At 68.5% G+C, this 22,813-nt stretch carries 20 protein-coding genes and 1 riboswitch; all 20 genes read left to right on the top strand.

What is annotated here, in order from left to right; genetic code table 11:
- Nucleotides 1–25: 25 nt before the first annotated feature.
- A riboswitch (cobalamin riboswitch) is annotated at nucleotides 26–208 on the top strand.
- A 110-nt stretch (nucleotides 209–318) separates the two neighbouring features.
- The 20 genes from QUG01_RS00390 (at nucleotide 319) to bluB (ending at nucleotide 22,651) form a co-directional block, all read left to right on the top strand.
- A complete protein-coding gene (locus QUG01_RS00390; RefSeq protein WP_500828380.1) occupies nucleotides 319–1,365 on the top strand; it encodes a HoxN/HupN/NixA family nickel/cobalt transporter in 1,047 nt (348 codons plus the stop codon).
- Nucleotides 1,362–1,691, top strand: coding sequence for a (2Fe-2S) ferredoxin domain-containing protein (locus QUG01_RS00385; protein WP_500828379.1), 330 nt, complete (start codon nucleotides 1,362–1,364; stop codon nucleotides 1,689–1,691). Before QUG01_RS00390 ends, QUG01_RS00385 begins: the two co-directional genes overlap by 4 nt.
- Nucleotides 1,688–5,809 carry a cobaltochelatase subunit CobN gene (locus tag QUG01_RS00380; protein WP_500828378.1) on the top strand — a complete coding sequence of 1,374 codons (4,122 nt, stop codon included), beginning with the start codon at nucleotides 1,688–1,690 and terminating at the stop codon, nucleotides 5,807–5,809. The genes QUG01_RS00385 and QUG01_RS00380 overlap by 4 nt, the downstream gene beginning before the upstream one ends.
- Entirely contained in the window at nucleotides 5,806–7,710 is a 1,905-nt protein-coding gene (locus tag QUG01_RS00375) for a putative cobaltochelatase (RefSeq protein WP_500828377.1), read from the top strand. The genes QUG01_RS00380 and QUG01_RS00375 overlap by 4 nt, the downstream gene beginning before the upstream one ends.
- 1 nt (nucleotide 7,711) lies before the next feature.
- Nucleotides 7,712–8,530, top strand: a complete 819-nt coding sequence (cobA, locus tag QUG01_RS00370; protein WP_500828376.1) for a uroporphyrinogen-III C-methyltransferase — start codon at nucleotides 7,712–7,714, stop codon at nucleotides 8,528–8,530.
- Between the two features lie 68 nt (nucleotides 8,531–8,598).
- A complete protein-coding gene (locus QUG01_RS00365; protein ID WP_500828375.1) occupies nucleotides 8,599–9,300 on the top strand; it encodes a cobalt-precorrin-7 (C(5))-methyltransferase in 702 nt (233 codons plus the stop codon).
- Nucleotides 9,297–10,862 (top strand): precorrin-8X methylmutase, encoded by a 1,566-nt coding sequence (locus QUG01_RS00360; protein ID WP_500828374.1) that lies wholly within the window; start codon nucleotides 9,297–9,299, stop codon nucleotides 10,860–10,862. Before QUG01_RS00365 ends, QUG01_RS00360 begins: the two co-directional genes overlap by 4 nt.
- Nucleotides 10,859–11,992 carry a cobalt-precorrin-5B (C(1))-methyltransferase CbiD gene (gene cbiD, locus QUG01_RS00355; protein WP_500828373.1) on the top strand — a complete coding sequence of 378 codons (1,134 nt, stop codon included), beginning with the start codon at nucleotides 10,859–10,861 and terminating at the stop codon, nucleotides 11,990–11,992. The genes QUG01_RS00360 and cbiD overlap by 4 nt, the downstream gene beginning before the upstream one ends.
- Nucleotides 11,989–12,717 carry a precorrin-2 C(20)-methyltransferase gene (cobI, locus tag QUG01_RS00350; RefSeq protein WP_500828372.1) on the top strand — a complete coding sequence of 243 codons (729 nt, stop codon included), beginning with the start codon at nucleotides 11,989–11,991 and terminating at the stop codon, nucleotides 12,715–12,717. Before cbiD ends, cobI begins: the two co-directional genes overlap by 4 nt.
- A complete protein-coding gene (cobM, locus tag QUG01_RS00345) occupies nucleotides 12,714–13,517 on the top strand; it encodes a precorrin-4 C(11)-methyltransferase (RefSeq protein WP_500828371.1) in 804 nt (267 codons plus the stop codon). Before cobI ends, cobM begins: the two co-directional genes overlap by 4 nt.
- Nucleotides 13,514–14,266 carry a cobalamin biosynthesis protein gene (locus tag QUG01_RS00340; protein WP_500828370.1) on the top strand — a complete coding sequence of 251 codons (753 nt, stop codon included), beginning with the start codon at nucleotides 13,514–13,516 and terminating at the stop codon, nucleotides 14,264–14,266. Before cobM ends, QUG01_RS00340 begins: the two co-directional genes overlap by 4 nt.
- Nucleotides 14,263–14,640 carry a hypothetical protein gene (locus QUG01_RS00335; RefSeq protein ID WP_500828369.1) on the top strand — a complete coding sequence of 126 codons (378 nt, stop codon included), beginning with the start codon at nucleotides 14,263–14,265 and terminating at the stop codon, nucleotides 14,638–14,640. The genes QUG01_RS00340 and QUG01_RS00335 overlap by 4 nt, the downstream gene beginning before the upstream one ends.
- Before the next feature lie 8 nt (nucleotides 14,641–14,648).
- A complete protein-coding gene (gene cobJ / locus QUG01_RS00330) occupies nucleotides 14,649–16,193 on the top strand; it encodes a precorrin-3B C(17)-methyltransferase (protein ID WP_500828368.1) in 1,545 nt (514 codons plus the stop codon).
- Nucleotides 16,190–17,296, top strand: a complete 1,107-nt coding sequence (locus QUG01_RS00325; RefSeq protein ID WP_500828367.1) for a CobW family GTP-binding protein — start codon at nucleotides 16,190–16,192, stop codon at nucleotides 17,294–17,296. The genes cobJ and QUG01_RS00325 overlap by 4 nt, the downstream gene beginning before the upstream one ends.
- A 3-nt stretch (nucleotides 17,297–17,299) precedes the next feature.
- On the top strand, nucleotides 17,300–18,091 hold the full coding sequence (locus QUG01_RS00320) for an ABC transporter ATP-binding protein (RefSeq protein ID WP_500828366.1): 792 nt from the start codon (nucleotides 17,300–17,302) through the stop codon (nucleotides 18,089–18,091).
- The gene (locus QUG01_RS00315; RefSeq protein ID WP_500828365.1) at nucleotides 18,088–19,056 is read left to right on the top strand and encodes an ABC transporter substrate-binding protein; all 969 of its coding nucleotides are present in this window, start codon (nucleotides 18,088–18,090) and stop codon (nucleotides 19,054–19,056) included. Before QUG01_RS00320 ends, QUG01_RS00315 begins: the two co-directional genes overlap by 4 nt.
- Nucleotides 19,053–20,075 (top strand): FecCD family ABC transporter permease, encoded by a 1,023-nt coding sequence (locus QUG01_RS00310; RefSeq protein ID WP_500828364.1) that lies wholly within the window; start codon nucleotides 19,053–19,055, stop codon nucleotides 20,073–20,075. Before QUG01_RS00315 ends, QUG01_RS00310 begins: the two co-directional genes overlap by 4 nt.
- A gap of 31 nt (nucleotides 20,076–20,106) precedes the next feature.
- A complete protein-coding gene (gene cobO, locus QUG01_RS00305) occupies nucleotides 20,107–20,709 on the top strand; it encodes a cob(I)yrinic acid a,c-diamide adenosyltransferase (protein ID WP_500828363.1) in 603 nt (200 codons plus the stop codon).
- On the top strand, nucleotides 20,709–22,001 hold the full coding sequence (locus QUG01_RS00300; RefSeq protein WP_500828362.1) for a cobyrinic acid a,c-diamide synthase CobB: 1,293 nt from the start codon (nucleotides 20,709–20,711) through the stop codon (nucleotides 21,999–22,001). Before cobO ends, QUG01_RS00300 begins: the two co-directional genes overlap by 1 nt.
- Nucleotides 21,998–22,651 carry a 5,6-dimethylbenzimidazole synthase gene (gene bluB, locus QUG01_RS00295; protein ID WP_500828361.1) on the top strand — a complete coding sequence of 218 codons (654 nt, stop codon included), beginning with the start codon at nucleotides 21,998–22,000 and terminating at the stop codon, nucleotides 22,649–22,651. Before QUG01_RS00300 ends, bluB begins: the two co-directional genes overlap by 4 nt.
- Nucleotides 22,652–22,813: the final 162 nt, after the last annotated feature.

The raw sequence follows: 22,813 nt of genomic DNA, 5'->3' as shown, positions 1-22,813 counted from the left end.
CACAGCTTTGTTTTTGTCACGTATCATCCAGTCCAATTATGACGGTGCCCCTTGAGGGTGAAACGGGAACGCGGTGCCATGCCGCGGCTGCCCCCGCAACTGTAAGCGCAGAGCCCACGCCTGACGCCACTGGCCTTAACCGGCCGGGAAGGCGGCGACCGGGCTGCGACGCGCAAGCCAGGAGACCGGCCGTCAAACGTGTCGACGCAAGCAAAACCGGGCGGGGTGTACCGGGGGATACGCACAAGCTCCGCTCATAGACAGAAGACGGAATGATGTGCCCTCGCTTGCGCGACGAGTATCGTCTACGAGGGCACCATGCATCCATCCACCACTCTGTCCGTGGGCCGCCATCTGGCGCGCCACGCTCCCATGCTCGCCGGGCTGATCCTTGCCAACCTGCTGGCCTGGACCTGGGCGCTCGCCGCCTTCGCCGGCCATCCGGCTCAGCTCGCCACCGCCCTGCTCGCTTATCTGTTCGGCCTGCGCCATGCGGTGGACGCTGACCATATCGCCGCCATCGACAACACTGTGCGCAAGCTGATGCAGGAAGGCCGCCACCCGTCAGCTGTGGGCCTGTTCTTTTCCATCGGCCACTCCACCGTGGTGGTCATCGCCGTCGCCATCATCGTGTTCGCCGCCAACGCGCTGCAAAGCCGCGTCACCAGTTTCAAGGAGATAGGCGGCGTCATAGGCACCAGCGTGTCGGCCTTCTTCCTTCTGGCACTGGCGCTGATCAACCTGTCTTCCTTGCGCGCCGTATGGGCTGCCTTCCGCCGCGCCCGCGCCGGCGAGCCGATCTGCGACGAGCAGTTGAACCTGCTGTTGAACAACCGAGGCCTAATCGCGCGCATACTGCGCCCGCTGTTCAAGATGGTGACCAAGAGCTGGCACATGTTGCCCATAGGTTTTTTGTTCGGCCTCGGCTTCGACACCGCCACCGAGATCGGCCTGTTCGCCATCGCCACCACCCAAAGCGCCCACGGCGTGGCTCTATGGCACATCATGGTGTTCCCGGTGCTGTTCGCCGCCGGCATGGCGCTGGTGGACACACTCGACAGCCTGCTGATGGTTGAGGTGTACGGCTGGGCCTTCGTCAAGCCAGTGCGCAAGCTGTGGTACAACCTGACCATCACCTTCGTCTCCGTGGTCGTCGCCGTCGGCATTGGCGGACTGGAGGGCCTGGCCCTGCTGGCGGACAAGCTGCAACTTAGCGGCGGCTTGTGGGATGTCATCACCGCGCTCAACGAAGACCTTGCCCATTTCGGTTATTTCGTGGTCGGCGTGTTCCTGCTCACCTGGCTCGCCTCCGCCGCCATTTATAAGTGGAAGCGCTTCGACCAACTGGCCCCGGAGATTCAATGAGAACGCACGACAAACACGTGCTGATGTGCACCGGCCCGCGCTGCACGCCTAATGGCGAGGACTCGGAAGCGATGTTCCTGCACCTGGGACGCAGCATAGACGCCTATGCAGGCCTGCGCGCCAAGCGCACCCGCAGCCACTGCTTCGCGGTGTGCAAGGAAGGTCCGGTGATGGTGGTCTACCCGGACGGCGTCTGGTACCGCAAGGTCAACGAAACCGATATCGAGCGCATCGTCTGCCAGCATCTGAAGGGCGGCGTTCCGGTTGAAGAGCTGGTGTTCCATAAAACCGGCATCGGCGACATCGAAACGGAACCGCAGCCATGAATGCCGAAATCGCACTATTGAGCCATGCCGGCACCGACCTCGCCGCGCTGTCGCGCGCGCGCTGGCCGGAAGATTTTCCCGCCATCGCCGGCATCGCGCTGCAAAGCCTGGCCGACGAGGCTGCGATGCAGGCGCTGCTGGACGGCCAGCTGGCCCACGCCCGCGCCATCGTGCTGCGCGTGCTGGGCCGCGCCGATGCCATCCCAGGCCTGGAGCGGCTGCTGGCCCATGCCCGCCGCTTGCAGGCCGCGGTCTTCGTGGTCAGCGGCACCGGCGAGCCGGACCCGGAGCTGCAGGCCTTGTGCAGCGCGCCGGTATCGCTGCAGCAGGACGTCCACGCCTATCTGCAGGCCGGCGGCAGCGCCAACCTGGGCGAGCTGATGCGCTGCCTGGCCGACAGGCTGCTGCTGACCGGCTTCGGTTACCAGAGCCCGCAGCCGCTGCCCGAGCACGGGATCTACCACCCGGAGCTGGCCGCGCCCTGCTCGCTGGACGACTGGCTTGCAATCCGCAATCCGGACTGGCCGACCGTGGGCCTGTGCTTCTACCGCGCCCACTGGCTGTCCGGCAACACCCGCTTCATCGACCTGCTGGTGGATTGCCTGGCCGAACGCGGCGTCAACGCGCTGCCGGTGTTCACCTCGTCCTTGCGAACCATAGACCAGGGAGGTTTGCCGGCGGCGCTGGCGCTGCTGGCCGACCCGCGCGCCCAGGTGTCCCTGCTGATCAACACCACCTCGTTCGCGATGGGCGACATCAACAATGACGGCCCCACCCAGCCCGGCTGGGCGGTGGAAGCATCGGACCAGCTGGATCTGCCGGTGCTGCAGGCCATCACCAGCAGCATGACCCGCGAACAGTGGGAAGCGTCCGACCGCGGCTTCAACCCGCTGGACACCGCGATGAACGTGGCGCTGCCGGAGTTCGACGGCCGCATCATAGGCGTGCCGCTGAGCTTCAAACAGCCGGCGGAGGCCGGCCAGGCCGAGCAATACGCGCCTTTGCCGGACCGCGCCCGCCGCCTGGCCGGCATCGCCGCGCGCCTGGCTCGCTTGCGCCATCTGCCCAATACCGACAAGCGCATCGCCTTCATCTTCACCAACTCCAACAGCAAGGCCTCGCAGATAGGCAACGCGGTGGGCCTGGACTCCCCCGCGTCTCTATACGCTATGCTGCGCGGCATGCAGACGCGCGGCTACCAAATGGCTGAGCTGCCGCCGGACAGCGACGCGCTGATGCACGAGCTGATAGACCGCGGCGCTTACGACCAGGACTACCTGAGCGCCGAGCAGATGAAGAACGCCGCCGCCCGCGTGCCGGCCCAACGCTATCAGGCCTGGTTCGACGAGCTGCCGGACGCGCAGCGCGACAAGATGCTGCAACGCTGGGGCCAGCCACCGGGCGGCGCCTATGTCGACGGCGACGAGCTGGTGTTCTCCGGCCTGGATTACGGCAATGTCTTCGTCGCGCTGCAGCCGCCGCGCGGCTACGGCATGGACCCGGACGCCATCTACCACACTCCGGACCTGCCGCCCACCCACCACTACTACGCGCTGTACCGCTGGCTGCGCGACGACTGGCGGGCTGACGCCATCGTCCACGTCGGCAAGCACGGCACGCTGGAGTGGCTGCCGGGCAAGGGTGTGGGCCTGTCGCAAGACTGCTTCCCGGACGCGCTGCTGGGCGACATGCCGCTGTTCTACCCATTCATCGTCAACGATCCGGGCGAAGGCTCGCAGGCCAAGCGCCGCGGCCACGCGGTGATCATCGACCACCTGACGCCGGCGATGACCACCGCCGACAGCTACGGCCCGCTGGCGCAACTGACCCAGCTGGTGGACGAGTATTACCAGGTGGAGCTGCTGGACCCGAACAAACTGCCGCTGCTGCAGCAGCAGATCTGGGACTTGATCAAGGAAGCCAAGCTCGACACCGACCTGGCGGCGATGCTGAAGCACGACCACGACCATGACCACGATCACGGGCATGAGCACGAGCATCATCACGATCACGACCATGGCCACGATCATCCGCATGGCGGCCATCAGCGCGCGCCCGCCGCCGTCCACGGCAAGTACCGGCCGCGGGCGGCCAAGCCGGCGGCCGCGATGAAGCCGGCGACTGCCGCGGCGGCGAAATACCGCCCGGCCAAAGCCGCGCACGGCCACGACCATGGTCGCCATCATGGCGACCACGGCCATCACCATGACCACCATCACAATCATCACGGCCACAGCCACGACCACCACGACCATGACCACGACTGGGACGACACGCTGAACGAAGACGGCGTGCCGCTGAGCCTGGCCAAGATGGACGGCGTCGACGTCGCCCACCTGATCGAAGACATAGACGGCTATCTGTGCGAGCTGGGCGCAGCGCAGATCCGCGACGGCCTGCACGTGCTGGGCAACGCGCCGCAGGGCGAAGCGTTGATCGACATGCTATTGGCGCTAACCCGGCTGCCGAATCTGGGTATCCCTGGCCTGCCCGCCAGCGTGGCGGCGGCCTGCGGCGGCGATTGGGTCCTATGGCAGCAAGACCAGGGCAAGCGCCTTTCCGAGACGCCCGCCACCTTGCAGGCATTGGCCGGCCAGCCGCTGGTCACCCGCGCCGACGCGCACGACGCGGTAATGAAACTATCGCGCGCGCTGATCGCCGAGCTGGCCGCGCGCGGCTACCACGCCGCAGCCATCCCGGCCGCTGTCGAAAACATCCTGCCCGGCGTCGAGCCGTGCGCAAAGCTGGAGCAGGTGCTGAGCTTCGTCTGCGACCAGCTGTGCTCGAAGCTCGCCCGCACCGCCGAGGAGATAGACAATCTGCTGCGCGGCCTGGAAGGCGGCTACGTGCCGGCCGGCCCCAGCGGCGCGCCCACGCGCGGCATGGCCCACATCCTGCCCACCGGCCGCAATTTCTATTCGGTGGACCCGCGCAGCCTGCCGTCCAACGCCGCCTGGCGCATCGGCGACGGCCTGGCCCGCGAAATGCTGGCCCGCCACCTGAAGGAAACCGGCCAGTATCCGGAATCTGTGGCCATCAGCGTGTGGGGCACCAGCGCGATGCGCACCCACGGCGACGACATCGCCGAAATCCTGTCCCTGCTCGGCGTCAAGCCGCGCTGGCAGCAGGAAAGCCGCCGCGTGCAGGGCCTGGAAGTGATTCCGCTATCCGAATTGGGCCGGCCGCGCATCGACGTCACCGTGCGCATCAGCGGCTTCTTCCGCGATGCCTTCCCGCACCTGATTTCGCTGATCGACGAGGCGGTGCACACCGTGGCGCGGCTGGACGAGCCGGTGGAGCAGAACTTCCTGCGCAAGCATTACCTGGCCGACCTGAAAAACGAACTATTGGGCAAGCTGCCCAACGCCGACGCGCAGTCGCTGTACCGCGTGTTCGGCGCCAAGCCGGGCAGCTACGGCGCCGGCATCCTGCCGCTGATCAACGAGCAGAACTGGCAGAAAGACGCCGACTTCGCCACCGCCTACGTCAACTGGGGCGGCTACGCCTACGGCCGCGAGGCCAACGGCGCCGACGCGCGCGACGCGCTGCGCCACCGGCTGGCCGGCGTCGAGGTAGCGCTGCACAACCAGGACAACCGCGAGCACGACATTTTCGACAGCGACGACTACCTGCAGTACCACGGCGGGATGATCGCGACGATACGCAGCCTCAGCGGCCGCCAGCCGCGCGCCTTCTTCGGCGACAGCCACAACCCAGAAGCGCCTGCCGTGCGCGGGCTGAAGGAGGAAGTGCTGCGGGTGTTCCGCTCGCGGGTGGCCAATCCGAAGTGGATCGCCGGCATCCAGAAGCACGGCTACAAGGGCGCGCTGGAGCTGACCGCCACTGTCGACTACCTGTTCGGCTACGACGCCACCGCCCAGGTGGTGGACGACTGGGTGTACGAGCAGCTGGCGCAACGCTACGCGCTGGACCCGGCGATGCAGCAGTTCTTCGCCGACAGCAACCCGTGGGCGCTGAACGCCATCACCGACCGCCTGCTGGAAGCCGCGCAGCGCCAGCTGTGGGCGGAGCCGGACCCGGACACGCTGGCCGCCTTGCGCCAGCTGCACCTGGATAGCGAAGCGCTGCTGGAAGCGCGTGGAGAGAAACAAACATGAGCCCGATTTACCCCTTCGCCGCCATCGTCGGCCAGCAACAACTGAAACAGGCGCTGCTGATCTGCGCGGTGGACCCGACGGTCGGCGGCGTGCTGGTGCGCGGCGACAAGGGCAGCGCCAAGAGCACCGCCGCGCGCGGTCTGGCCGCCGTGCTGCCGCCGATCCGCCGCGCCGCCGGCTGCGGCTACAACTGCGAGCCGGAGCACCCGCTGCCGCTGTGCCCGGTGTGTTCCGGCGGCGCGCGCGAGCTGCGTGACGGCCCGGTGCCCTTCATCAACCTGCCACTGGGCGCCACCGAGGACCGGGTGCTGGGCAGCCTGGATTTCGAAAAGGCGCTGCAGGGCGGCAAGCAGGCGTTCAAGCCCGGCCTGCTGGCGGCAGCCCACCGCGGCATGCTGTATATCGACGAAGTCAACCTGCTGGCCGACCACCTGGTGGACGTGCTGCTGGACGCCGCCGCGATGGGCGTCAACACCGTCGAGCGCGAGGGGCTGGCGGTCAGCCACCCGGCGCGAGTGACGCTGCTCGGCACCATGAACCAGGAAGAAGGCGATCTGCGGCCGCAGTTGCTGGACCGCTTCGGCCTGATGGTGGACGTGGCCGCGCCGCGCGAGCCTGGCTTGCGCGCCGAGGTGGTGCGCCGCCGCCTGGCCTTTGAGGCCGACCCGGCCGGCTTCGCCGCGCAATGGCAAACCGACAGCGAGGCACTGCGCGAAAACATCGCAGCAGCCCGCGCGCTGCTGCCGCAAACCCGGCTCAGCGATAGCCTGTTCCACTTCGTCAGCGAGCTGTGCTGCGAATTCGACGTCAGCAGCCTGCGCGCCGACATCGTGCTGAACAAAGCCGCGCGCGCGCTGGCCGCGCTGGACGGCCGCGCCGACGCTACCGCCGAAGACATCCGCGACGCCGCCCGGCTGGTGCTGCCGCACCGCCGCCGCCGCAAGCCGTTCGAGCAAAGCGGGCTGGACCAGGACAAGCTAGAGCAGATGACGCAACAGGCGTCCAACCCTCCGCCAACGCAGGACCAGGGCGACGCCACGCAGCAGCCGCCGGACGCCGACAGCGAACAGGAACAGAATCCCGCCGGCCACGGCGCCGAGCAGATTTTCGCCGCCGCGCCGGCCTACGACATCGCCCGCATCCGCGTCCAGGCGCCGTCGGCTGACGACGCGGCCGGCCGACGCAGCGACGGCGCCAGCCGCCAGCGCGGCCATTACGTGCGCGCCGAGGCCAATCCGCAACCGGCCCAACTCGCGGTGGACGCCACGCTGCGCCACGCGATCTTGCGCGATCCAGATCACTTCACCGTCACCCGCGCCGACCTGCACGACAAGGTCCGCGTCGCCAAGCAGGGCAACCTGATCCTGCTGGTGGTGGACGCTTCGGGATCGATGGCGGCGCGCCAGCGGATGGAACAGGTCAAGGGCACGGTGCTGAGCCTGCTGGAGGACGCCTACCGCCGCCGCGACCAGGTGGCGCTGATCGCCTTCCGCGGCCAAAAGGCCGAGCTGTTGCTGCCGCCGTGCAACCGCGTCGAACAAGCCGAAGCCGCGCTGCGCGAGTTGCCCACCGGCGGCCGCACCCCACTGGCGCACGCGTTGGCGCTGGCCGCCGACACGCTGTCCCGCCAGCTCGGCGGCCCCGCGCCGCTGCTGGTCATCCTCAGCGACGGCCGAGCCAATGTGGCGCTGGACGGCGACGGCGACCCGTGGCGGCAGGCGCTGGACTTGGCCGGCCAGCTGGCCGGCGCGCCGGCGCTGGTGCTGGACACCGAGCAGGACTTCGTCCGCCTGGGCCGCGCCCGCGAGCTGGCCGAGGCGCTGGGCGCGGAATACCTGGCTTGCGACACCCTGACCGGCGAGCAGCTGACATTGACGATTCAACAAAGACTGGGCCGCTGAAATGACGGGCAAGGTTTACCTGATAGGCGCCGGCCCCGGCGACCTGGACATGCTGACGCTGAAGGCCGCGCGTTGCCTGAAACTGGCCGACGTGGCGCTGGTGGACGATCTTGTGCATCCGGACATTCGCACCCTGCTGCGGCCAGACGCTGAAATCGTGCCGGTCGGCAAGCGCGGCGGCTGCCCGTCGGCGTCGCAAGCCGCCATCGAGCAACGGATGATAGACGAAGCCCGCGCCGGCAAAACGGTGGCGCGGATCAAGGGCGGCGACCCCTTCGTCTTCGGCCGCGGCGGCGAGGAAATGCTGACGCTGCAAGCGGCCGGCATCGAGGTGGAAATCGTCAACGGCCTCAGCGCCGGCCTGGCGGTGCCGGCCACGCTGGGCATTCCGCTGACCCACCGCCATTTCGTCCACGGCGTGACCTTTGTCTCCGGCCACCCGCACCAGGACGGCGACGAGCCCAACTGGCAGGCGCTGGCGCAAAGCGGCATAACGCTGGTGATCTATATGGGCATCAAGCGCTTGCCGCTGATCCGCGCCGAGCTGCTGCGCCACGGCCTCGCAGCCGACACCCCGGCGGCGGCGATAGAAAACGGTACGCTGCCGCAGCAGCGCCAGGTGCTGAGCACGCTGGACACTTTGGAACAAGACATGAGCGCAGCCGGCATCCACAGCCCGGCGCTGATCGTCATCGGACCGACGGTGGCGCTGGCATCCTGTAGCCCCTCAGCGCTCGAGCGCAGCGAGGCTCCCTTGCAGGGCAAGGGCGGAGGGATTGGGAATGAGTCCAAGTGGCTGCCGACTGAACTCGCACAGTGAAGAGGCCCGGCTTTGCCGGGGCCTGTAGAACAGAATCGAATGACTACATTGCAGCCAAAGGAATACGCATGATCATCTGCATAGGCGCCGGCCCCGGCGACATCGGCTACCTGCCGCAGCGCTCGGCCCAACTGATACGCGAGGCCGACGTCGTGGCCGGCTTCAACGCGGTGGTGGACGTGGTCCGCCCGCTGATCCCGGACAGCGCCGAAGTGATACAGATGGGCTACCGCGACCAGGTGGCCCAGCTGGACATCGTCGCCGAGCGCCACCATGCCGGCAAGAAATGCGTGGTGGTGTTCATGGGCGACATCCACTTCAGCGGCTTCCAGTACCTGGAGCGGGTGGAGCGCGCCTGCGGCCACCCGGTGGAAACGATACCCGGCATCTCCTCGTCGCAGATCCTGGCCTCGCGCGGCAAGGTGTGCTTCGACGAAACCAGCTTCATCACCTTCCACCGCCGCGGCGACCTGACCCCGTTCAAACGCCACCTGGTGCACGTGCTGCAGGACGGCCGCAACGCCATCGTGATCCCCTGCCCCTGGGACGAAGCGCGCTCCTTCATGCCCTGGCACATCGCCGCCTACCTGCTGGAAAACGGCATCCCGGCCGGCCAGCCGGTGGAAGTGTGGGAAAACCTGACCCGCAACGAGGCGGAATGGCGCGGCACGCTGGCCGAGTGCGCCGAACAGCGCTTCTCCGACATGAGCATCATGCTGATCCGCACCCTCGTGCCGATGGACAGCCAGATCGAGCCGACCCACAAATGAGCCAGCCAGACTACGCCATCGTGCTGGCCGGCCACGGCAGCCGCGACCCGGACGGGGTCAACGAGTTCATGCAGCTGGTGGACGCGCTGAAGGCGCGCGCCGGCGAGCGCCCGGTGGCCCACGGCTTTCTGGAGTTCGCCCGCCCGACCATAGACGAGGCGGTGGAGCAGGTGCTGGCCGCCGGCGCCAAGACCGTGGTGATGGTGCCCGGCGTGTTGTTGGCCGCCACCCACGCCAAGAACGACATGCCCAGCGAGCTGTTGGCGCTGCAGCAGGCGCATCCGGGCGTCGAATTCCACTTCGGCGCGGCGCTGGACCTGCATCCGCGGCTGTTGGCGCTGTGCCGCCAGCGCATCGTCGAGGCCGAAGCCGCGTCGCCGCACACAGTGTCGCGCAACGACGCCTGTCTGGTGGTGGTGGGCCGCGGCACCTCGGACCCGGACGCCAACTCCGAAATCTCCAAGCTCGCGCGGATGCTGGAGGAAGGCCTGGGCTTCGCCGCGTCTTTCGTCTGCTATTCCGGCACCGCCAAGCCGCTGGTGGCCGACGGCCTGCGCGCCGCCGCGCTGCTGGGTTACCGCCGCATCGTGGTGCTGCCCTACTTCCTGTTCGATGGCGTGCTGGTCAAGCGCATCTACGGCGCGGCGGCGGACCTGGCGGCGCGCCATCCGGAGATCGAGGTGCTTAGCGCCGGCTATCTGGGCCCGGACCCGCAAGTGGCCGAGGTATTCCTCGAGCGCGCGCAGGAAGGCGTGGAAGGCCGCGCCGCGATGAACTGCGCGCTGTGCAAGTACCGGGTGCAGATCGTCGGCTTCGAGCAGCAGGTGGGCGAGCCGCAGCGCGGGCACCACGGCAAGGTGCGCGGCCTGCTGGAGCGGGAGCCTGCCGCCAACCAGCCGCCGGCCTGGAAGCGCTACACCCCGCATCCTATCGAGGCGGAAAGCATGCGCATCATAGACGAGGGCCGCGACTGGTCGGCCTTCCCCGCCGAGCAACGCACCGCGCTGATGCGGCTGGTGCACACCACCGGTGACTTCAACAGCGTCGACGACCTGTTCTTCTCGCCCGGTGCCTGCGAAACCGGCATGCGCGCGCTGCTGCGCTGCCGCCGCGTGGTCACCGACGTCACGATGGTGGAAACCGGCCTGAAGCGCGAAGTGCTGCGCCAGCTGGAAGTGGAAACCTGGTGCGGCGTGCACGACGAGGAAACCCGGCTGCTGGCCGAGGCCAGCGGTCTCACCCGCTCCGCCGCCGGCATCCGCCGCGCCTGGCAGAAGTTCGGCAACGACTGCGTGGTGGCGATAGGCGACGCGCCCACCGCGATCCGCGAAGTGGTGCGCCTGGTGCGCGAGCACGGCTGGCGGCCGCAGCTGGTGGTGGGCCTGCCGGTAGGTTTCGTCGGCACCCGCGAATGCAAGGAAGAGCTCCGCGCTCTGCTGCAAGTGCCGCGCATCACCAACCGCGGCACCCGCGGCGGCTCGCCGTGGGCGGCCACCGTGGTCAACGCGCTGATGATAGACGCGATCGAACACGTCCATCAGCAACAGCAACGGGAAGAATGAGCCCGGTGCGCCAGCCTTACAACCTTGCCGCCCCGGCCCCCAACGGCATGCGCCGCGGCCGCACCACCGGCAGCTGCGCCACCGCCGCCGCCAAGGCGGCGCTGCTGATGCTGCTGGACGGCGTGGACGCCGACGAGGTCTTCATCAGCTTGCCGGACCCGGATTTTTACCTGGCGGTGCCGGTGCAAAGCGTGGCCTGGCTGGACGCGGACACCGTCCGCGCCGAGGTGCTGAAGTACGCCGGCGACGACCCGGACAACACCGACGGCGCGACGATCTTCGCCGAGGTAAGGCTCAACGGCAGCGGCGCGCTGCGCTTCCTGGCCGCGGCCGGCGTCGGCATGGTCACCCAGCCTGGCCTGCGCATCCCGCCCGGCGAGCCGGCGATCAACCCGGTGCCCAGGCAGATGATGCGGATGGCGGTGGAGGAAGCGCTGGCGGGCCGGCCCGATCCGGGCTTCGACCTGGCGATAGGCTGCGTCGACGGCGACAAGATCGCCAAGCGCACCTTCAACCCGATGCTGGGCATCGTCGGCGGCATCTCGATACTGGGCACCAGCGGCATCGTCGAACCGATGTCGCAGGCGGCGTGGATCGCGTCGATCGAAGTCTATGTGCGGGTGGCGCTGGGCGAGCTGCCGTCGGCCATCGCCGTCACCCCCGGCAAGATAGGCCGCGGCTACGCCGCCGACGCGCTGGGGCTGGAAAAAAAGCAGGTGGTGCAGATCGCCAACTTCGTCGGCGACTCGCTGGACTTCGCCGAATCGGTGCTGATCGAACAGGGCCGCATCCTCGACACGCTGTGGGTGCTGGGCCACCCGGGCAAGATCGCCAAGCTGCTGGACGGCGTCTGGGACACCCACTCCGGCAAGAGCGGCATGGCGATGGACGCCGTCGCCGGCGTCGCCGCCGATCTGGGCTATCCGCCCGAATTGGTGGCGCAAATCAAACAAGCGAATACCGTGGAGAACGTAGTGCAGATCATGAGCAGCCAGCCGGACCCGCGCGGCTACTGGATGGAGATAGAACGCCGTACCGCCGCGCTGATGGCGATCAAGGTGCCCAGCGTGCGGCAGGTGGCGGTGCGGCTGTTCAGCATGGACGGCACCCCGCTGGGAGAGGCCGCATGAAGCTGGGACGATTGATAGGCATAGGCGTCGGCCCCGGCCCGGCCGGCTTGATTCCGGTGGCGGCGCTGGCCGCGCTGCGCGAGGCAGACATCGTCTACCTGCCGCGCGCCACCTCCAGCGACACGTCGGTCGCCCGCCAATGCCTGGCCAGGCTGGAGCTGGACGAAAGCCGCTTCCGCGAGATCGAGTTCGAGATGAATCCGGACCGCGGCGCGCTGTCGCGCCATTACGGCGCGCTGGCCGAACAACTGGCCGCCGAATTGAAAACCGGCCGGAACGTCGCCTACCTGACCATAGGCGACTCGATGACCTACTCCACTTACGGCTACCTGCTGGCGGCGCTGCGCGAAATGCTGCCGGAACTGGAAACGCAGACCTTCCCCGGCGTCACCAGCTTCGCCGCCACCGCGTCGGCGCTGTCCTGGCCGCTGGGCGAAGGCAAGGAACGCATCCTGATCCTGCCCTGCCCCGACGATATGGAAGCGCTGCGAGCCGACATCGACAGCCACGACCTCATCGTGCTGATGAAGATAGGCAAGCGGCTGCCGGACGTGCTGGCGCTATTGAACCAGATGGGCATCGCCCAGTTGTGCGCCTTCGCCCGCCGCATCGGCCTGCCCGGCGAAGTGCTGTGCGCCGACGTCTCGCAATTGGACGCCGACGCCAGCGGCTACCTCGCCACCATGCTGATCCGCAAGACAGCCAGAGAAAGACGCCACTCATGAAAGTGTATTTCATCGGCGCCGGCCCCGGCGCCGCCGACCTGATCACGCTGCGCGGCAGCCGCCTGTTGGGCACGGCCCCCATGGTGCTGTACGCCGGCTCGCTGGTGCCGGCCGAGATGCTCAGCCACTGCCGCCCGGACGCGGAAATCCACGACACCGCCGAGCTGAACCTGGACCAGCAAGAAGCGCTGTACCGCCGTGCCCAGGCCGAGGGCAAGGACGTGGCGCGGTTGCACTCTGGCGACCCGGCGATCTACGGCGCCACCAACGAGCAGATGCGCCGGCTGGAAGCGCTGGGCATAGGCTACGAAGTGGTCCCCGGCGTGTCCTCGTTCACCGCCGCCGCCGCCGCATTGGGCAGCGAGCTGACCCGGCCCGAAGTGTCGCAGTCCATCATCCTGACCCGCACCAGCGGCCGCGCCAGCGCGGTGCCGGAGACGGAGTCGATCGCCAGCTTCGCCGCCCACCGCGCGACGATGTGCATCTTCCTGTCCGGCCAGCGGCTGAAGCAGACCGTCGCCGACCTGTCGCTGCACTACCCGCCGGATACCCCGGTGGCGCTGGTGCGCCGCGCCAGCTGGCCGGACCAATCGGTCCACCGCAGCACGCTGGGCAGGATGCTGGACGAGGTGAAGCAGAAGGACTGGCTGCTGACCACGCTGCTGTTGGTCGGCGAGGCGCTGTCGCGCGAAGGCGGCGTCGAATCCAGCCTGTACGCGGCCGGCTTCACCCACATTTTCCGCGACGGCGACGACCGCAAGACCAAGCGGACCAGCCTGCAGAAAGAAAACCAGGCATGAGCCGCGCCGTGTGGCTGGTGCGCGCCGAGGCGCTGCCGCTGGGACGGAAGCTGGCGGCGGCGCTGGACGCCCAGCTATACCAGCCGTGGCTGCAGCCCGACGCCAGCGGCCGCGAGCAATTTCGAGCCGCCTTTCATGCGCACAGCCACTGGATACTGGTGATGGCCAGCGGCATCGCCGTCCGCTACCTGGACGGCCTGCCGCAAAGCAAATACAGCGACCCGGCGGCGGTGGTGATGGACGAAGCCGCCCGCTTCGCCATCCCGCTATTGTCCGGCCACGAAGGCGGCGCCAATGCGCTGGCCTACGAAGCGGCGCGGCTGACCGGCGCAGTGCCGGCCATCACCACCGCGACGGAGGCGATCAAGCCACTGACGCTGGGCATCGGCTGCCGCCGCGGCAAAAGCGCCGAGGCCATCGAACAGGCCGTGCTGCACGCCTTGGCCGGCCGGCCGCTGACCGACGTGCGCGAAGTGGCGACGATAGACCTGAAGGCCGACGAGCTTGGCCTCTTGGCCTTCTGCGCCCGCCACGCGCTGCCCCTGCGCGTCATCGCCCGCGAAGACGTCGCCGCCCGCGGCTGGACCGGCGCGCCGTCGGACTGGGTGCGGCAGAACGTGGGCGTGGACGGCGTGTGCGAGCCGTGCGCGTTGATCGCCAGCCCCAGGGGACGGCTGATCGTGCCCAAGACCGCGGTGGATGGGGTGACGGTGGCGGTGGTGGAGGACGGGGTGGAATGGCTCGCATGAACATGACGATGGCCACCGATGCCACGATGGAGCCCATACAAGAAGGTAAAACATTGACGACGCGCCCCCACTCCCCTTTGTCGCGCGCCGGCAACAATCAGGCTGGCAAGGTTTTAAGCCGTCGCCTGTCTGAGTCCCGCGACGCTAGCGCGGGACGAGTTCGACGGCGCCTTGCCAGCCTGATTTTTGCCGGGAATTCGCGCGACGTAGGGGCGGCCTGGGGGTTGCAAGGGGGGCTGGCCGCGCAGCCCCCCTTGCCCCCGGCGGTGGAACCGCCCCTAAACATCACCTGCGAAGCAGGCACGAAAAATGACTTTAACAGGCGGAACACCCCGGCCAAGCCGATGCTTCCGCCCTATGCAATAAATGGATAACTGACAGAATGACCGGCAAACTCTACCTCGTCTCGGTCGGCCCCGGCCGCGCCGAACTGATCCCCGAGCTCGCCCGCCAGGCGCTGGCGGCGAGCGACGTGATCGTCTCCTACGACCTCTACCTGACCTGGGTACAGCCGTGGATCGCCGGCAAGGACATCCGCACGCTGCCGCTGACCCAGGAGCGCGAGCGCGCGCAGCTGGCGCTGGAAGAGGCCCGCGCCGGCAAGACCGTGGCCCTGCTGTCCAGCGGCGACATCGGCGTCTATGCGATGGCCACGCTGGCTTACGAGGACATGCGCGAGGACGATGTTTTCGACGTGCAGCTGATCCCCGGCATCACCTCGGCCAATTCCTGCGCGTCCTTGCTCGGCGCGCCGTTGTCGCACGACTTCGCCACGCTGAGCCTGTCCGACCTGCTGTGCCCGTGGGAATGGATCGAAACCCGCGCCCGCCACATCGCCCAGGCCGACCTGGCGGTGGTGTTCTACAACGTGCAAAGCCGCCAGCGCCAGGAAGGCGTCTACCGCATCCTGGACATCATGCTGGAGCACAAGAAGCCTGAGACGCTGTGCGGCATCGTCCGCAATGCCTACCGCGAAGACCAGGCCGTGGAGATCGTCACCCTGGCCGAGCTGCGGACCCGCCGCTTCGACATGCTGACCAGCATCGTCATCGGCAACCGCTTCACCCGCCGCAAGCGCAACTGGATGTTCACCCCGCGCGGCTACTTCAACTGGGACAACACCAGCGACACGGTCAAGGCCGACGCGCTGCCCGCGGGCGCGGCCTGGGTGTTTTCCGGCACCAGCGACGGCAACGCGCTGTCGCGCGCCATCGCCGAAACCGGCCGCGCGGTGGTGGTCAGCAGCGCCAGCGATTACGGCAACGAGCAAGCGCAGCAGGCCGTGCCTGGCGTCGCCACCGTCAGCGGCCGTCTCGGCGTCGAGCGCCGCCGCGAGCTGCTGTCCGGCAGCCGGGCTTCGGCCATCGTCGACGCCACCCACCCCTACGCCAGCGAGATGTCGCAGCAGCTGATGGCGCTGGCCGAGGAGCTGGACCTGCCCTATCTGCGCTACGAGCGCCCGGCCAGCCGCAGCGAACATCCGGTCATCCGCTGCGCCGACAGCGACGCGGCCGCCAAGCTGGCGATGACTAAAGGACGCCGCGTTTTCCTCGCCACCGGCAGCAAGGAGCTGCATCGCTTCCTCGCCGCCGACGCCGAGAAACAACAGCAATGGTTCGTCCGTCTGGCGCCGGACCCGCAGCACCTGCAGCGGGCGCTGGACCTGGGCATTCCGCGCTCGCGCGTCTGCGCGATGCAGGGCCCGTTCTCGCAGGCCGCCAACGAGGCGCTGTGGCGCGACTGGGGCATAGACTGCGTGATCAGCAAGGACAGCGGCGAAGCCGGCGGCTTCGATGCCAAGGCCGCGGCCGCCGCCGCGCTGGGCATCCCGTTCATCGTCATCGACCGCCCTCGACTGGACTATCCGCAAACATTCAGCGACTTTGACGCCGTGCTGGCGGCCCTGCCGCAGGGAGGCCAGGCATGAGTGCGCCGCGGCTTCCCGTTACCGTATTGACCGGTTTCCTCGGCGCCGGCAAGACCACGCTGCTGTCCAAGCTGCTGGAAAACAACAAGCAGCGCCGGCTGGCCATTCTGGTCAACGAGTTCGGCGAGGTGTCGATAGACGGCGGCCTGCTGCGCGACGCCGACGCCGGCGGCGTGGAAATCCATGATCTCGCCAACGGCCTGGTCGCCTACGACGACGACGCCGATTTCCTGCCCACCATGCTGGCGCTGTGGCAGCGCCGCCAGCAGATAGACCACGTGCTGATCGAAACCTCGGGCCTGGCGCTGCCCAGCGCGGTGATGGCCCAGCTGCAAAGCGAGGCGCTGGCGCCCTATTTCGTGCTGGACGCCACGCTGGCTGTGGTCGACACCCCGCTGCTGCTGGCCGGCCATTTCGCGCCGGCGGGAGACCAGGGCAAGGCAGATGCGGTGGCGGAGCTGTTCGACCAGCAGCTGGGCCACGCCGACATCGTGGTGCTGAACAAGATAGACGCGTTATCCGCCGATCAACTGCTGGCGGCGGAGGAAGCCGTGCGCCGGCAAGCGCCGTCGATCCGCTTCATCGAGCTGGCTTATCAAGCCAAGCTGGACACCCGGCTGACGCTGGGCCTGCATCTGCACGAAGCCTCGCCGGCCGCGCACCGCCATTACGGCCCGGTGGCCAGCATGCCGGGGCTCGCGATGCGGCCACTGGCCAACCAAACGCTGCTGGACGGCCACAGCCACGGCGGCCAGGCCGCGCACAGCCACGGGCTGTCCACCCACAAGCATTTCCACGAGCAGGACCCAGGCTGGCAATCGTTCATGATCCGCAGCAAGGAGGCGCAGCGCGCCGACAAGCTGGCCGCCGCGCTGGAGGCCATCGCCCGCGAGGAGCCGCTGCTGCGCATCAAGGGCTTCGCCGCCTGCGCCGACGGCCCCGGCCGGCTGCTGGCCCAGGGCGTGCGCAACCGCATCGAGTTGAGCCGCGACGAGGCGCTGGCCGCGCCGCGCCAGGCTCAGCTTGTGTTCATCGGCTACCACCCCAGCCGCCCGCGCGTGGTGGCGCTGCTGCGCGACATCACCGGCGCGCACTGGAGCTAACCGGTGAACGCATTGGAACTATGCGGGCTGGATTGGTCGCCGGACCCGGCCGCGGTGCCCGAGGCCAGGCTGCTGCGCGACATCGCGCTCGCAGTCCGGCCCGGCGAGTTCGTCGGCGTCATCGGCCCCAACGGCAGCGGCAAGACCAGCACGCTGCGTTGCGCCTTCCGCTTCAACAAGCCGCTGGCCGGCGAAGCCAGGCTGGACGGCGCCGACATCTGGTCCCAGTCCGCCACCTCCTTCGCCCGCCGTGTGGCGGTGGTGCTGCAGGAATTTCCGGAGGACTTCGGCCTGACCGTGCGCGAAGTGGCCGACATGGGCCGTATCCCGCATCAGTCGCTGCTGCGCGGTGGATCGGCCGCCGACCACGCCATCGTCGACGACGCGCTAGTCCAGGTGGGCCTGGCGGCGCAGCAACACCAGCCCTTCGCCACGCTGTCCGGCGGCGAAAAGCAGCGCGCGCTGCTGGCGCGGGCGCTGGCGCAGCGGCCAGAGCTGCTGATCCTGGACGAACCCACCAACCATCTGGACCTGCGCCACCAACTGTCGCTGCTGCGCCTGGTGCGTCGGCTGGGCATCGCCGCCGTCGCCACCCTGCACGACCTCAACCTGGCCTCCGCCTTCTGCCACCGCCTGTACGCGCTGAAGGCTGGCCGCATCGTCGCCAGCGGCGCGCCGGAGGACGTGCTGACGCCCCGGCTTTTGGCCGAGGTGTTCGGCGTGCGCGCGCTGGTGGACCGCCACCCGCAAGCCGGCCACCCCCGCATCACCCTGCTGGAAGAGGAAAACGCATGAAACTGAATCCGCCTTCGCTCATCGCCTGCGGCCTGGCCGCGCTGCTATCCGCCCACGTTCACGCCACGCGCTACCCGCTGACCATAGACAGCTGCAACCGCAAGGTCACCTTCCAGCGCGCGCCGCAGCGCGCCGTCAGCCACGACATCAACCTGACCGAGATGATGGTGGCGCTGGGCCTGCAAGGCCGCATGGCGGGCTACACCGGCATCAGCGCCTGGAACAAGCTGAACGCGCCGCTGAAGCAGGCGCTGGGCAAGCTGCCGGAGCTGGCCGGCGACTATCCGTCGTCGGAAGCGCTGCTGACCCGCAACGCCGATTTCTTCTTCGCCGGCTGGAACTACGGCCTGCGCGTCGGCGGCCCGGTGACGCCGACCTCGCTGGCGCCCTTGGGCATCAATGTCTACGAGCTCAGCGAATCCTGCGCCCACGTGATGAAGCGCTCGGCGGCCAGCCTGGACGACGTCTACCGTGACATCGACAACCTCGGCCGCATCTTCGACGTGGAGCCGCGCGCGCAGAAAGTGGTGGCCGACATGCGCGCCAAGGTGGACGGGGTCGCCGCCCGCGTCGCCAAGCGCAAGGCCACGCCGTCGGTCTTCGTCTACGACAGCGGCGAGGACCGCCCCTTCAGCGCCGGCCGGCTGGCAATGCCCGACGCGCTGATCCGCGCCGCCGGCGGCCGCAACATCCTGAACGACGTCAACGCCAGCTGGACCCGCGTCGACTGGGAAACCGTGGTGGCGCGCAATCCGCAAGCCATTGTGATCATCGACTACGGCAAGGTCACCGCCCAGCAGAAGATCGCCTTCCTGCAAAACCATCCGGCGCTGAACAAGATGGCGGCGGTGCGCGACAAGCGCTTCATCGTGCTGCCCTATGACAGCGCGACGCCCGGCATCGCCAACGCCGACGCGATCAGCGCGCTGGCGCGCAGCCTGCACCCGGAGTCCTTCGCCAAGTGATCCGCTCTGTCGTCAACCGTCCGCCGGCCTGGCCGCTGTTGGGCGCCTTGCTGGTCCTGCTCGCGCTGTCGCTGCCGCTGGCTTCCGGCCTGGGCGCCGCGCCGGTGGCCTTCTCCGTCAGCTCCAATGTGCTGCTGCACCAGTTGGGCCTGCCGGTGGCGCCGGCCTGGCCGCCGGGCCAGGACCTGATCATCTGGCAGCTGCGGCTGCCGCGCGTGCTGCTGGGCGGCATGGTCGGCGCCGGCCTGGCGCTGGTCGGCGCGGCGCTGCAGGCCACCACCCGCAACCAGCTGGCCGACCCGCACCTGCTGGGCGTCAGCTCCGGCGCCACGCTGGGCGCGGTGACGGTGCTGCTGTTCAGCGGCAATGTGCTGGGCGGCGCCACCCTGCCGCTGGCCGCCTTCGCCGGCGCCTTGCTGGCCACGCTGCTGGTCACCGGCATCGCCGTGCGCCAGCGCCGCTTGCAGGCCGAGCGGCTGCTGCTGGCCGGCGTAGCCGTGTCCTTTCTGCTGATGGCGCTGGCCAATCTGATGTTGTATCTGGGCGACCATCGCTCGGCCTCGGCGGTGCTGTTCTGGATGCTGGGCGGCCTGGGCCAGGCGCGCTGGGAGCTGCTGCCGGCGCCGCTGGCGGCGCTATGCCTGGGCCTGGCCGCGCTGCTGGCGGTGGCGCGGCCGCTGAACGCGCTGATGGCCGGCGAGCAGACCGCGGTCACGCTGGGCATACGCGTGACCCGGCTGCGGCTGGCGGTGTTCGCCGCCTCCTCGCTGCTGACCGGCACCATGGTGGCGGTCAGCGGGGCGATCGGCTTCGTCGGCCTGATGATTCCGCACATCGCCCGCCGCTGCGTCGGCGCCGACCACCGCCGCCTGCTGCCGGCCTGCGCGCTGTTGGGCGCGCTGTTCCTGATCTGGGTGGACGCCGCCGCGCGCACGCTGATCGCGCCGGAAGACATTCCGGTCGGCGTCGGCACCGCCGCCGTCGGCGGCGCCTTTTTCATCTGGCTGCTGCGCCGCTGACGGCGCGCGCCCCACACGCAAGGACGACACTATGAAAACCGATCCGGCCTCCCACCAGCGCATGACCGAGAAACGCAAGGCGGGCTTCGAGAAGAAAAAGGCCGCCGCCACCGGCGAAAAGGGCCTACTCATCGTCAATACCGGCACCGGCAAGGGCAAGAGCAGCGCCGCCTTCGGCATGGGCCTGCGCGCCGTCGGCCACGGCATGCGCCTGGGCGTGGTGCAATTCATCAAGGGCGCGCTGCACACCGCCGAGCGCGACCTGCTGGGCGGCTTCGACAACTGCGACTTCCACACCATGGGCGAAGGCTATACCTGGAACACCCAGGACCGCGAGGCCGACATCGCCACCGCGCGCAAGGGCTGGAAGCAGGCGCTGGCGATGCTGGCAAGCGACGATTACGACATGGTGATCCTGGACGAATTGAACGTGGTGCTGAAATACGAATACCTGCCGCTGAACGAGGTGCTGGCCGCCTTCGCCGCCCGGCCGGCGATGCAGCATGTGGTCGTCACCGGCCGCCACGCGCCCGAAGCCTTGCTGGAGGCCGCCGACCTGGTCACCGAGATGCGGCTGGTCAAGCACCCTTATCGCGAGCAAGGCATCAAGGCGCAGCGCGGGGTGGAATTCTGATGACGCCGCGGTCCTGCCCGGCGCTGTTCCTGACCGCGCCCGCCTCCCACCAGGGCAAGACCACAGTGACCGCGGCGCTGGCCCGCCATCATCGCAACTTGGGACGCCGGGTGCGGGTGTTCAAAACCGGGCCGGACTTCCTCGATCCCTACATCCTGGAGCGGGCCAGCGGCCACACTGTCTATGGCCTGGACCTGTGGATGAACGGCGAGGACGATTGCCGCGCGCGCCTGCATCAGGCCGCGGCGGAGGCGGACCTGATCCTGATCGAGGGCAGCATGGGCTTATTCGACGGCACGCCCAGCAGCGCCGATCTGGCCGAGCTGCTCGGCATCCCGCTGGCGGCGGTGATAGACGCCACCGGCATGGCGCAAACCTTCGCCGCCGTCGCCTATGGCCTGGCCAGCTTCCGCCCCGGCCTGGCCTTTCACGGCTTCATCGCCAACCATGTCGCCAGCGAGCGCCACGCCGAGATGCTGGCGCAGCAACTGCCTGAGCACCTGCCGCTGCTGGCCGCGCTGCGCCGCGACGAGGCGGCGCGGCTGCCGGAACGCCACCTAGGCCTGGTGCAGGCTCAGGAAATCGCCGACCTCGACGCCCGTCTCGACAGCGCGGCGGCTCAGATCGCCGCCACCGCGCTGGCCGGGCTGCCGCCGTCGGCGGCGTTTCCCACCGTCAAGCTGGCCGAGATGCCGCCGCTGCTGGCCGGCAAGCGCATCGCCATCGCCCGCGACGCCGCCTTCGCCTTCGTCTACCCGGCCAATCTGGAGATGCTGCGACGACTGGGCGCGGAACTGGCCTTCTTCTCGCCGCTGGCCGACCCCGCGCTGCCAAACTGCGACGCGGTCTACCTGCCCGGCGGCTACCCGGAACTGCATCTGGACGCGCTGGCCGCCAACACGGCGCTGAAGGCGGAGCTGCATGGACACATTGAGGCCGGCAAGCCGCTGTACGCCGAGTGCGGCGGCATGCTCTATCTGCTGGACCGGTTGACCAGGCGCGACGGCGACAGCGCGGCGATGCTGGGGCTGCTGCCCGGCCACGCCACGCTGCAAGAGCGGCTATGCGGGCTGGGCCTGCAGCAAATGGACTTCCCCGGCGGCGCGCTGCGCGGTCATACTTTCCACTACACCCGGCTGGAAACAGCGCTGGAGCCGATTGCCCGCGCCGCGCGCGCCAGCGGCGCGGGAAGCGGCGAGGCGCTGTACCGCCGCGGCAGCCTGCTGGCCAGCTACTTCCACGCTTACTTCCCGTCCAATCCCCTAGCCGCAGCGAGCCTGTTTCTGCCATGAACCGTTACCCACAAGCCGACATCGACGCCGTCTACCGCGCCATCCGCGAACGCCGCGACATGCGCCACTTCAAGGCGGACCCGGTCGATCCCGACACCCTGCAGCGGCTGCTGGCCGCCGCCCACTTCGCGCCCAGCGTCGGCTTCATGCAGCCATGGCGCTTCATCCGCATCCGCGGCGCGGAGCTGCGCCGCCAGTTGCATGCCTTGGTGGAGGAGGAGCGCATCCAGACCGCCCGCGCGCTGGGCGAGCGCGAAGAAGAGTTCATGAGGCTGAAAGTGGAAGGCTTGCTCGAATGTGGCGAAGTGCTGGTGGCGGCTCTGATGGACGGCCGCGAGCGCCATGTGTTCGGCCGCCGCACGCTGCCGGAGATGGACCTGGCTTCGGTAGCCTGCGCGATCCAGAACATGTGGCTGGCCGCCCGCGCCGAGGGCCTGGGCCTGGGCTGGGTATCCATCTTCGATCCCGCCAAACTCGCCTCACTGCTGGCGATGCCCGCCGGTGCGCGGCCAGTGGCGATACTATGCCTGGGACACGTGGAAGCATTCTATGAAAAACCCATGCTGGAGCAGGAAAACTGGGCTCATCGCCAAAGCCTGGCTGACCTGATATACGACGATAGCTGGCCGGCAGTGCATGATCATGGGTAACATCTGGAAACGATGGCAGCCGCAGCGGTATAGCCTGTTTGGCCACGCAGCCCAAGCCCTCACTCAAAATAGGCGCTCATTCCTCAGAGCCATCCTGCGGTGAAATTACGGGAGACTTGACTCCTGCTTTTTTGCTAAACCCTGTTTTCATCTTTTCCAAGC

It is taken from the genome of Chromobacterium sp. CCUG 76385, from assembly GCF_059916625.1.
This window is presented reverse-complemented; position numbering and strand designations above follow the sequence as displayed.